Origin of the sequence: Pseudomonas tehranensis (assembly GCF_014268615.1) — a bacterium.
GTDB lineage: Bacteria > Pseudomonadota > Gammaproteobacteria > Pseudomonadales > Pseudomonadaceae > Aquipseudomonas > Aquipseudomonas tehranensis.
Genome location: NZ_JABWQV010000163.1, coordinates 1 through 11,146, shown reverse-complemented (window position 1 = coordinate 11,146; position 11,146 = coordinate 1). Strand labels below are relative to the sequence as shown.

Here is an 11,146-nt window from a genome sequence, read left to right as displayed (position 1 = left end):
GCGGGAGCAAGCTCCCTCGCCACGATGACGGGGCTGCATTGTAGGGTTGTAACGTTACTTTCTGACCGGGACCCTGGGCAAAAACTTGGCCTTTTCCCCTCGCGGCACTTTGGACACCTTGGTCCTGATGGATTTGATCGGTTCGTCGCCAAAGTCCGCCCTATAGGCCGATTGCCCACACTGCAAACCTTCATTGATCGGATATGCGGCTCCGTTATCCTCGCTGTACGGTGCTCCCATCGCCTTTCCCCTTTTCGTCGAGGCCCACACCGGCAACAACCCGTTGCCTGAAAAATATCGGCCTTCACGACCTTGAGACTAGCCGGTCATCAACGGACTGATGATTCAGGAAAGCGATTGGCCGACGAATGGAGCTGCGTCATTTGCGCACGACCAGCTTCATTCAATCCGCCCCCGCCATCGTGCGGCTTAAAATCCGGGCAAGCTGATCGGCCGAATAGGGCTTGGATAGAAACTCGAAATCCTCATGGCCACGGTGGGCCAGCTCCTCGCTGTAACCCGAGGTCAGAACCACCGGCAGATCCGGACGGCGGCGGCGCAGTGCCTTGGCCAGGGCAATACCGCTGATGCCGGGCATGACGACGTCGGAGAATATCGCGTCGAACGCCATCGCATCCGGGCCAACCATGTCCAGTGCCTCCTCGGCGTTGGTGGCCCAGGCCGTTTCGTAGCCCAGATCCTGCAGGATCTGATTGGCAAACCGCCCGACCTCCAGGTTGTCCTCCACGATCAACACCCGACGCTTGCCGTTTTCCAGCAGCAAGGGCGCGGCTTCCTCGCGGATAGGCTCATGAACTTCTTCAGGCTCGACTTCCGGCAGGTACAAGGTAAACACCGTACCCTCCCCAACCACGGTCGACACATCCACGTTGCCGCCAGACTGTTTGGCAAAACCAAACACTTGGGACAAACCCAGCCCGGTGCCCTTGCCCACGTCCTTGGTGGTAAAGAACGGCTCGAAAATATGCTCCAGGACTTCTGCCGTAATACCGGTGCCGGTGTCCGCCAGGGCAATCGCGGCAAAGGACTGCCCGGCCCCCGCGTGACCACGGATCGGCGGCATGCCAGCGCCGCCAATGAGCCGCAGCGACAGTGTGCCTTGCCCGCCCATGGCATCCCTGGCATTGAGGGCCATATTGATCAGCGCCGTTTCAAACTGACTCAAGTCAGCGCGGATGTAACAAGGTCGGTCGCTCAGCTCAACCTTGACCTGAATCCGCGCGCCCGTGACGGTTTGCAGCATGTCGCCGAGGCTTTGCACCTGCTTGCGCACATCGATGACTTGCGGTTTCAACGGCTGACGCCGGGCGAAGGCGAGCAACTGGCTGGTCAGCTTGGCGGCACGCTCCACCGTCTCGGAAACCGCCGTCATGTAGCGTTTGCGACGCTCATCAGACAGGTTGGGCATGCGCAGAAAGTCGACGGAGGAACGAATGATCGTCAGCAGGTTGTTGAAGTCGTGGGCCACGCCGCCAGTGAGCTGGCCGATGGCTTCAAGTTTCTGCGACTGACGCAGCGCCGCTTCGGTCTGTTTCAGGCGCGCGGTGCGTTCCTCGACCCGCTCTTCCAGCGTCGCGTTCAGCTCCGCCAGGGCCGCCAGGCCCTGACGCACCGCGGCGTCCGCCCGGGTGCGCTCGATGTGCGCCCAGGATCGCTCGGTCACTTCCATCAGCAGCGCCAGATCGTTGCTGGACCAGACCCGCGGCGTTTTATCGTGGATGGCCATCAATGCGGTCAAGCGTCCGTTCTTGATCAGCGGAACGCAAATGGTCGCGGCGATACCGATCGCCTGGAACGTCGCCGCTTCCTCGGGCGCCAGCTCCTTGAGGTTATCGTTGACCACCAGTGGTTTGCCGGCCCGCAGGTTGGCAACCGCCAGCCGACCGAAATCCGCCAGCCGGTAATGCCCGACAATACTGGGTGAACCCGCCCGGGCCCAATCACCGCGAATGGTGAAGCCATCCTCGTCCTCATCCATATCCGCATAGGCGCAATTCGACAGGTTCAGGTGCGCCGCCAGAATCCGTGTGGTGGTGGCCATGATGGCCTGCGGCTCGGTGGCATTGGCCACGGCATTGCCGATGGCATCCAGAACCGCCAGGCGCTGGGTCATGAACACCGTGGAAGTAGTCTCGGTGACCGTGTCCAGCATGCCCACTACCTTGCCGAACTGATCACGGATGGGGCTGTAGCAGAACGTGAAATACGCCTGTTCCAGGCCGCCGCCACGCTCAATGATCAGGGGGAAATTCTCGATGTAAGTCGCCTGCCCCTCGAAGGCCGCCCGCACAATCGGGCCAATGTCGCTCCAGACTTCCTTCCACACTTCATCAAAGCGCCGGCCCAGGGCTTGGGGTTTATTGCCGAGGATGGGCACGAAGGCATCGTTGTACAACGTGATCAGGTCCGGCCCCCATATGATGGCTTGGGGAAAATGCGAGGCGAGGCTCAGCGCTACGGTGGTCTTCAGCACATCGGGCCACTGCTTCGGCGGCCCGAGCGGGCTGGCCTCCCAGTCATGGCCACGGACCCGTTCAGCCATCTCTCCATAGCTTTGCAGCCAGTCTGTCATTGCGATCGATCCTTCTCAGCCGCCAATACGATCAGGGGGAAGCGGTTGTGACCCCAAGCCGGGCCGTATTATCCCGCGCCGGGTGGGAATGCGCGATTGGATTGTGGGACGTGTAGGGCTGTAAATGGGGGTGGAATGGCGAAACTGGCTGATTGAGCTACGGAAATATCCCACATGTCATTGGGAAACCTCCGCGCTATCAATCCCTTGCGTAGTTTTTGCGGGGATCTCTATAGTCTTGCAGCGCCCAGATGCCGACTGCATCCTCAGCCCTCTACGTGCCGGAGGTACGAAATGCTCGCTACGACTTCGAAAGTAAAACCTTCCGCGACGCTGCTGGCGGACAGCTTCTGGATGAAGATTTGGCAGAGTGGAGCTTTGAGCATCCAGGAAGCCGAAAGGCGGGCGCTGGGCTCGCAACGTTTAAAAGAGGCTTACTCGTCGGTACCCTTCTACGCCAAGAAGGCGGCTCGAGACTCGCAGTTCTGGAGCAAATTTTACGCGAGCCGCGTGAATTCGTAGAGAACGGTCATCTCACAGGGATTTTCTATTAACAATAATGAAAATCTCGCCTCATTCCTTCCCTGGCTGCGCCCGTAGCTACTGCTCCTCCTCTCCAAGTCATTTACCCACCAGAAGACGTAGGTGATAGGTCTGGTGAGTTGTAGGACATACCGCTCGAGCGCTGACAACTATGGCACCGTCCTACATATGATTGGGAATCCCCTTCCCTATCAATCCCTTGCGTATTTTTTGTGGTGACGTCTATAGTCTGGGCGTCGCCCCAAATGGCGACCGGGTTTGGCGACTCGATTGACACAAGTGCAACGGTGCTTTCTGCTGTGGCAGGAGCACCCTTGTGCTCACAGAACTGCTTTATGGCAGCTGTGCACGGGAGACCTTCGGGTCTGCCGGCTCCTTGTGTCTCCGGTTCGCCAACCTGTGTACAGCTGTCACCCTTCGTTTGGCGACGAAGTGTGACAGTTCACTCATGACACAAGGATTTGATATGAACCAATACATGAGCCTTACCAGCAACGCCGACGACCAACCCCTTTACGTCGATACCTGCGCCCCGCTACACATCCTGCTCGATGCAGCCGCCTACCGAATTCGTGCCGCTACTCAATTCCTTGAGAACTTTGCGATGCGTGATGAACAGAGCGTCGACCCTGTGACCCTTCAGGATTTGGCACAGCTTTGCTGCATTCCGTTGCGTGACGGTTGCGACGTGATGGATGTGATTGCAAGGCGGCTGGATGCGGCGCCGGCGGGTTCCAATTTATAAGCCCGTCGAAACAGCAACATTTTCAACACCAGAAACCACAAAGCCCCTGACTCAAAACGAATCAGGGGCTTTCATTTATGACTAGCCGAAGCCTTTGGCCCGTCATCATTTCCTGATTGGAACCCAGCATCAGTCCGGCTTCCGGGGTGGCTATTGTCGACGCCCCGCCCTACCGCAAGACATATGGATAAGCGCCGATCTACGATTATCCAGCGCAGTGCGTTCTTCAATCGCAAAGGGCAAAAAGCCCAGTTTCGGATAAAGCAGCAACCCCGCCGTATTTTCATTGAAGCAGGAGATCTGCACCTCTGAAGCGTCATAACGGTCGAAAGCCAGCGCTGTCATTGTCTTCACAATGAAGCTCGCCACACCTTTACCTCGTGCCTGTTGGGCGACGATGACATTGCCAATACAACAAACCCCACCCTTTTCAGCCCGATAGAAGTTGGCAAAACCGACGACGTTATTTCCCCTTTCAAAAACCGTCGAGTCAAATCGTTGGTTAATTGCGTCAGTCAACTGAGCTTCAGTCAGAGGGTATTGAGCTTTCGGGAACATATAAAACAGTTCCCGAGCGTCCTGGGGAAAACTGCAGATGGTTTTGATGTCATCAACCATTACTGGCCTGTGTCGCAATGTCATCGCACGTCCTTGAGATTCATACGCCTGGTTTTAGCCCTGCTCGGCTTGCCTAACCGGAGCTGCCCGCCCACCGGCGGGCAGCCTACAGGCTTCAGGACTTCGTCAGCGGATCGCTGATCCCCAGCAGATAAAAGCCAATCATGCCGATGATACCGGCCAGGACGATGTAGTACAGCGTGGGCAGCATGGTCTTGCGCAGGGTGATGCCTTCGCGACCCAGCAGGCCGACTGTCGCCGATGCCGCCACCACGTTATGGATGGCGATCATGTTACCGGCCGCTGCGCCCACCGATTGCAACGCCACCATCAGCGCGCCAGAGATCCCCAACAGTTGCGCGGTGTTGAACTGGAACTGCGCCAGCATCAGGTTGGAGACGGTGTTGGAGCCGGCAATGAATGCGCCCAGTGCGCCCACCGCCGGGGCGAAGAACGGGTACACGCTGCCGACGCTGTCTGCGACCAGCCGCGCCATTGCCACCGGCATCGACACCAGGTCCGATCCGTTCACCCCTGAGTTGATCAGGATACGCACCATCGGGATGGTGAAGATCAACACGAAACCGGCGCCCAGCAAGGTTTTGCTCGATTCGCTCACGGCCGCGACCAGTTCACTGACGCGCATGCGGTGCAGGAAGAATGTCATCAGCGCAACTACGCAGAGCAAGCCACCCGGCAGGTAGAGCAATTCCAGGCTGGCGGATACGCCCGTCTCACCCAGAATGTCTTTGGCACCGAAGCTCAGTGACAGCAGCCAGGCCTTGAGCGGTGGAATGTTGCGCGACAACACCAACAGCACGGCCAGCAGCACATAGGGTGCCCAGGCCAGGGGGACGGAAATCGCTTTCTTGCCGGCCATGTCGTCGAGTTTCATCTCGATGGAGCCCATCCACTCGACAGGCCACTCGCTGGCCGGGGCAAAATCCCAGGTGGTCTTGGGCAACAGGAAGCGGGCTTTGGCCGCCGGGATCACAATGCTCAGCCCCACCAGGGCACCGATCATCGAGGGAAATTCCGGACCGAGGAACACGCCGGCAGCCGCGTAGGGAATGACAAAAGCCAGGCCGGTGAAAATCGCAAACGGCGCCATGACCAGGCCTTCGCGCCAGGATTGGTTCTTGCCGAAGAAGCGGGTCATGATGCTGATCATGATCAGCGGCATGAGAATCCCGCAAAGGGCATGGATGATCGCCACCCGCGAGACGATCAGCTGGAAGAACACCTCCCAGTTGCTGCCCACAGCAGCCAGTTGCGTACCGAGACCGGTCTGGTCAAGACCAGCCGTGACCCCGACCACCATGGGTGTGCCGACAGCGCCGAAAGACACTGGCGTGGACTGCACCAGCATGCCGAGCACCACGGCGGCCATGGCTGGGAAGCCCAACGCAACCATCAACGGCGCGACGACCGCCGCCGGTGTACCAAAGCCCGAGGCGCCCTCGATGAAACAGCCGAACAGCCAGGCCACGATCAGCGCCTGGACCCGACGGTCCGGGCTGATATTGGCAAAGCCGCGGCGTATGGAACTGATGCCGCCGGAATGCTTGAGGGTGTTGAGCAATAGAATGGCACCGAACACAATCCACAGGATCGCCGCCGTGAGCACCAGGCCCTGCAGCGAGGACGCCAGGACCCGGTTCAACGTCATGTCCCAGGCCCCAAGGCCGATCAGCGCCGTCAGTACGAAGACCACCGGCATGGCGTATTTGGCTGGCCAGCGAAAGCCAATCAGTAACACGCCCGCCAGTACCAGCGGCACGAAGGCCAGGATGGACAGCAGTGTTTGACTCATGGTTTTGGTTCCTTTTTATTGTTGTGAACCACACAGTTTGCCGGGGGTATCCGGCGCCACGTATCCAGAGCACAGGTGCTCCGCGAACCGCGCCGACAAGGGGTCACCCGTCGCCGCGCTTATGCTCAAGGGCCCCGGCAGCCATGGGCTGTCGGGGCCTGTTGTATTGCGCCCCTGCTAAGGCAAGGGCTAAAGAACAAGCCTCCCTCAGGCCTGTTGCTTGAACCGTAAACGCCAGGCGTGCAGCAGCGGTTCAGTGTAGCCGCTGGGTTGTTCGCGGCCCTTGAACACCAGGTCGCAGGCCGCCTGGAACGCCATCGAGGCGGCATAGTCGGCGGCCATGGGGCGATACAGCGGATCGCCCGCGTTCTGCTGATCGACCACCTTGGCCATGCGTTCCAGGCTCTCGCGCACCTGAGTCTCACTGATGATTTTGTGGTGCAGCCAGTTAGCGATGTGTTGGCTGGAGATACGCAGGGTGGCGCGGTCTTCCATCAGGCCGACGTTGTGGATATCCGGCACTTTGGAGCAGCCCACGCCTTGCTCGACCCAACGCACCACATAACCGAGGATGCCCTGGCAGTTGTTGTCCAGCTCCTGCTGGATCTGGCTGGCGCTCCAGTCAGGCGCGGCCACCACCGGCACGCTGAGCAGGCCATGGAGCAGGTCGTCGCGCTGACCGTTGAGGTCGATGGCTTCCAGCTCGCGCTGCACCGCCTGCACATCCACCTGGTGGTAGTGCAAGGCATGCAAGGTGGCGGCGGTCGGTGACGGTACCCAGGCCGTGTTGGCGCCGGCCTGGGGATGGGCGATCTTCTGCTCGAGCATGGCGGCCATCAGGTCCGGCATGGCCCACATTCCCTTACCAATCTGCGCCCGGCCACGCAGACCGCAGTTCAAGCCAACCAGCACGTTGTTGCGCTCGTAGGCCTGGATCCAGGCGCTGCCCTTCATGTCGCCCTTGCGCAGCATCGGCCCGGCCTCCATGGCGGTGTGCATCTCATCACCGGTGCGGTCCAGAAAGCCGGTGTTGATGAAGGCGACCCGCGCCGCCGCGCTGGCGATGCACGCCTTGAGGTTGATACTGGTGCGGCGCTCTTCGTCCATGATCCCCATCTTCAGGGTGTGCCGAGGCAAGTGCAGTAAGTCCTCGATGCGCGTGAACAACTGATCGGCAAAGGCCACTTCGGCCGGGCCATGCATCTTCGGCTTGACGATATAGACGCTGCCGGTTCGCGAGTTACCGTGGCGCTTTAGGTCATGCAGGGCGATCAGGCTGGTCATCACACCGTCGAGGATGCCTTCGGGGATCTCGTGGCCTTCGCCGTCGAGGATCGCCGGGTTGCTCATCAGGTGCCCGACGTTACGCACAAACAGCAACGAGCGGCCGTGCAGCGTCAACGCGCCGCCAGCGGCAGCGGTGTACTCGCGGTCCGGGTTGAGACGGCGCACGATGGATTTGCCGCCCTTTTCCAGCGCCTCGCTGAGGTCGCCCTTCATCAGGCCGAGCCAGTTGCGGTAGATCAGCACTTTATCGGCCGCATCGACCGCCGCGACGGAGTCTTCGCAGTCGAGGATGGTCGACAGCGCGGACTCCACCAGCAGATCCTTGACCCCTGCGCCATCGCTGGCGCCAATCAGGCTGCCGGCATCGATCTGGATTTCCACGTGCAGGCCGTTGTTTTTCAGCAGCACCGCTGTCGGGGCGCTGGCCAGGCCCTGATAACCGACGAACTGGTCGGCCTGGGCCAAACCGGTCTGGGTGCCGTCAGCCAGGGTCACCCGCAGTTGCCCCTCACTGACCCGGTAATTGACCGAGTCGGCATGAGAGCCCATGCCCAGCGGCGCGGCCTGATCGAGAAACGCGCGGGCGAACGCGACGACTTTGTCACCACGCACCGGGTTGTAGCCCGGGCCCTTTTGAGCACCACCGTCTTCAGCGATGGCATCGGTGCCGTACAACGCATCGTACAAAGAGCCCCAGCGAGCATTGGCGGCGTTCAACGCGTAGCGGGCATTCATCATCGGCACTACCAGCTGTGGACCGGCCTGATGGGTGATCTCGCTGTCGACGTTGGCGGTGCTGACCCGCACCGTGTCTGGCTGCGGCAACAGATAGCCGATGGACTCGAGAAAGTCGCGGTAGGCCGGCATGTCGCTGATCGGGCCTGGGTGCGCGCGGTGCCAACTGTCCAGCTTTGCCTGCAGCGCATCACGCTCGGCCAGCAGCGCGCGATTGTGCGGCGCCAAGTCATGCAGCAAGGCGTCGAAGCCGGCCCAGAACGCCTCGCGCTCAATCCCGCTGCCGGGCAGCACTTGCTCGTCGACAAACCGTTGCAGGTCGACGGCCACTTGCAGGCGCTGGCAGTTCACGCGTTCAGTCATTTTCACTCTCCAAAAAACAGTCGATGGCCGGCGTCAGATACCCGTGCGGATCACTGAGCAAACGCCTACCTTGCAATCAGCCCAGTGCGGCGATACCGGCTTTGGCCACTTGGGCGTCCTGATCGGCCTTGGCCCCGGAAACCCCCACCGCGCCAATCACTTGGCCGTCGACAATCACCGGCACGCCACCTTCCAGCGAAGTCAGCAGCGGCGCGGACAGGAACGCGCTACGCCCGCCATTGACCATGTCTTCATAACCCTTGGTTTCACGACGGCCGAGGGCGGCGCTGCGGGCCTTCTCGGCGGCGATGTAGGCGGCGATCGGGGAGCAGCCATCCAGACGCTCCAGGGCCAACGGGTGACCGCCGTCGTCGACCACGCTGATGCTCACGGCCCAGTGGTTTGTCTCGGCTTCGCTGCGGGCGGCGGCGAGAATTTTGCTGACTTCGGTCTGGCTCAATACGGCTTTGCTAAGCATGCTGTTCTCCGGTTAATTCAGGGCGTCTTCGACCAGTTCGATCCAGTGCCGCACAGGGGTGCGACCGGCGCCGTCGAGGTGGGTCTGGCAGCCGATGTTTGCGGTAACGATCACCTGCGGCTTACCGCTTTCCAGGGCATTGAGTCGGTTGTCGCGCAACTGCCTGGACAGCTGTGGCTGGGTGAGCGAATAGGTTCCGGCCGAGCCGCAACACAGGTGACTGTCGGGCACAACCGTCAAACCGAAACCCAGGCGAGCAAGCACGCTCTCCACGGCGCCACCCAGTTTCTGCGCATGCTGCAGAGTGCAAGGGCAATGGAACGCCACGCGCTTGTCGGCATGCACACCCAGTTGCTCCAGGGGTTCGACGCTGAGCACCTCAACCAAGTCTTTGGCCAGCGTACTGACGCGCCGGGCTTTCTCGGCATAGGCCGGGTCCTGCGCCAGCAGATGGCCGTAATCCTTGACGAAGGCGCCGCAACCGCTGGCGGTTTGCACAATGGCCTCGGCGCCCTGCTCGATGGCGGGCCACCAGGCGTCGATGTTCTGCCGTGCACGCTGCAAGCCTTGCGCCTGGGCGTCGAGGTGGTAGTCCACCGCGCCGCAGCAACCGGCTTCACTGATCGGCGTAACGCTGATGCCGAGGCGATCGAGCACCCGCGCCGTGGCGGCATTGGTGTTCGGTGCCAAGCCTGGCTGCACACAGCCCTCAAGCATCAGCACACGGCGTGCATGGCGTGGCTCGGGGCGGGGCTTGGCGGCTCGGGCAGTGCGCGGCAATTTGGCCTTGAGGCTGGCCGGCAACAGCGGACGAAAAACCTGGCCGACCTCAATCAACCCTTTGAACAACCGCGCATGGGGCACCACGGCCCGCAGGCTTTGACGCAATGCGCGCTGAGCCAGCGGGCGCGGCACGGCGGCATCGACTACCGCGCGGCCGATATCCAGCAGATTGTGGTACTGCACGCCCGACGGACAGGTGGTCTCACAGTTGCGACAGCTCAGACAGCGATCCAGGTGCAGTTGGGTCTTGGCAGTGACTTCGTTGCCTTCCAGCACTTGCTTGATCAGGTAAATACGCCCGCGCGGGCCGTCCAACTCGTCACCAAGGAGCTGGTAGGTCGGGCAGGTGGCGTTGCAAAAGCCACAATGCACACAACTGCGCAGGACGCGTTCGGCTTCCTCGGCGCGCGGTAGGTGCTTGGCCTGCTCACTCAGATGGGTCTGCACAGCTACACCTCGCGATACATACGGCCAGGGTTGAAGATGCCCTGGGGGTCAAGCTGGGTTTTGAGCTGTCGGTGGTAGCGCAGCAACGGGGCAGCCAGCGGATGGAACGGACTGTCGCAGTGGCCGGCGGTGAAACAGGTGGCGTGGCCACCGACTTCGGCGGCGGCCTGGCGGATCAGCGCGACATCGGCATCGGACTTGAGCCAGCGCTGGGCGCCTCCCCAGTCGATCAGTTGCTCACCCGGCAGCGCCAGCACGCCGGTATGGATCGGCACCGACAAACGCCACAGCGGGCGCGGGTCCGCGAAGAAATCCAGGCGCTGCTCGCGCAGGTCAGCCCAGTACGAGCTGTCAAGCAGCTCACCACCGAGGCGCTCTCGGGCCGCCGCGACCGAGCCTTCGCCGCCTTCCAAGCGCAGGTGCAACGCGTGACCATCATGGCTGGCGGCGCTCAGCGAAAGGGGTTGCTGGCCCCACTCGGCCAGTTTGCGCAAGGCCAGGGCCGCGTCCATCTCCAGCCGCAGACTGAGGCACTGGCGCGGCTTGGGCAGCACTTTGAGCGACACCTCGGTCATCACCCCCAGGCAGCCAAAGCTACCGGCCAGCAGCCGCGACAGGTCGTAGCCGGCCACGTTCTTCATCACCTCGCCGCCAAAACGCAGGTGTTTGCCCGTGCCGGTGATCAAGCGGGTGCCCAAAACCAGGTCACGAACCGCGCCGGACCACGGCCGGCGCGGGCCC

9 protein-coding genes and 1 pseudogene are annotated in these 11,146 nt (G+C 61.4%); 3 read left to right on the top strand and 7 right to left on the bottom strand.

Features of this window, described 5'->3' with window-relative positions; translation table 11 throughout:
• Window positions 1-403: 403 nt before the first annotated feature.
• Window positions 404-2,593 (bottom strand): response regulator, encoded by a 2,190-nt coding sequence (locus HU811_RS19560; protein ID WP_186657577.1) that lies wholly within the window; start codon window positions 2,591-2,593, stop codon window positions 404-406.
• 251 nt (window positions 2,594-2,844) lie between these two features.
• On the opposite strand from HU811_RS19560, the pseudogene HU811_RS27645 reads away from it, so the two are divergent.
• From HU811_RS27645 to HU811_RS19550, 3 genes and pseudogenes are all read left to right on the top strand, one after another.
• Window positions 2,845-2,997, top strand: a pseudogene (locus HU811_RS27645) (hypothetical protein); the annotation flags it as partial.
• A complete protein-coding gene (locus HU811_RS27480) occupies window positions 2,927-3,115 on the top strand; it encodes a hypothetical protein (RefSeq protein ID WP_225248464.1) in 189 nt (62 codons plus the stop codon). The pseudogene HU811_RS27645 and the gene HU811_RS27480, both read left to right, overlap by 71 nt.
• A gap of 487 nt (window positions 3,116-3,602) precedes the next feature.
• Window positions 3,603-3,881 (top strand): short-chain dehydrogenase, encoded by a 279-nt coding sequence (locus HU811_RS19550; RefSeq protein ID WP_092458893.1) that lies wholly within the window; start codon window positions 3,603-3,605, stop codon window positions 3,879-3,881.
• 150 nt (window positions 3,882-4,031) lie between these two features.
• On the opposite strand, the gene HU811_RS19545 is transcribed toward HU811_RS19550, so the two are convergent.
• From HU811_RS19545 to glcE, 6 genes are all read right to left on the bottom strand, one after another.
• A complete protein-coding gene (locus tag HU811_RS19545) occupies window positions 4,032-4,523 on the bottom strand; it encodes a GNAT family N-acetyltransferase (protein ID WP_092458819.1) in 492 nt (163 codons plus the stop codon).
• 91 nt (window positions 4,524-4,614) lie between these two features.
• The gene (locus tag HU811_RS19540; RefSeq protein WP_092399927.1) at window positions 4,615-6,312 is read right to left on the bottom strand and encodes an L-lactate permease; all 1,698 of its coding nucleotides are present in this window, start codon (window positions 6,310-6,312) and stop codon (window positions 4,615-4,617) included.
• A 207-nt stretch (window positions 6,313-6,519) separates the two neighbouring features.
• Complete coding sequence (locus HU811_RS19535; RefSeq protein ID WP_186657572.1) at window positions 6,520-8,697, bottom strand: malate synthase G; 2,178 nt, start codon at window positions 8,695-8,697, stop codon at window positions 6,520-6,522.
• Between the two features lie 76 nt (window positions 8,698-8,773).
• On the bottom strand, window positions 8,774-9,175 hold the full coding sequence (locus HU811_RS19530) for a heme-binding protein (protein ID WP_186657570.1): 402 nt from the start codon (window positions 9,173-9,175) through the stop codon (window positions 8,774-8,776).
• Between the two features lie 12 nt (window positions 9,176-9,187).
• Window positions 9,188-10,405: a glycolate oxidase subunit GlcF gene (gene glcF / locus HU811_RS19525; protein WP_092399933.1), complete on the bottom strand. Its 1,218-nt coding sequence runs from the start codon at window positions 10,403-10,405 to the stop codon at window positions 9,188-9,190.
• Between the two features lie 2 nt (window positions 10,406-10,407).
• A partial coding sequence (glcE, locus tag HU811_RS19520; RefSeq protein ID WP_186657569.1) for a glycolate oxidase subunit GlcE occupies window positions 10,408-11,146 on the bottom strand: 739 nt, incomplete at its 5' end.

Coding starts and splice junctions, on each gene's coding strand:
- HU811_RS19560 (WP_186657577.1), bottom strand. CDS start 2,593: ATGACAGACTGGCTGCAAAGCTATGGAGAGATGGCTGAACGGGTCCGT.
- HU811_RS19550 (WP_092458893.1), top strand. CDS start 3,603: ATGAACCAATACATGAGCCTTACCAGCAACGCCGACGACCAACCCCTT.
- HU811_RS19545 (WP_092458819.1), bottom strand. CDS start 4,523: ATGACATTGCGACACAGGCCAGTAATGGTTGATGACATCAAAACCATC.
- HU811_RS19540 (WP_092399927.1), bottom strand. CDS start 6,312: ATGAGTCAAACACTGCTGTCCATCCTGGCCTTCGTGCCGCTGGTACTG.
- HU811_RS19535 (WP_186657572.1), bottom strand. CDS start 8,697: ATGACTGAACGCGTGAACTGCCAGCGCCTGCAAGTGGCCGTCGACCTG.
- HU811_RS19530 (WP_186657570.1), bottom strand. CDS start 9,175: ATGCTTAGCAAAGCCGTATTGAGCCAGACCGAAGTCAGCAAAATTCTC.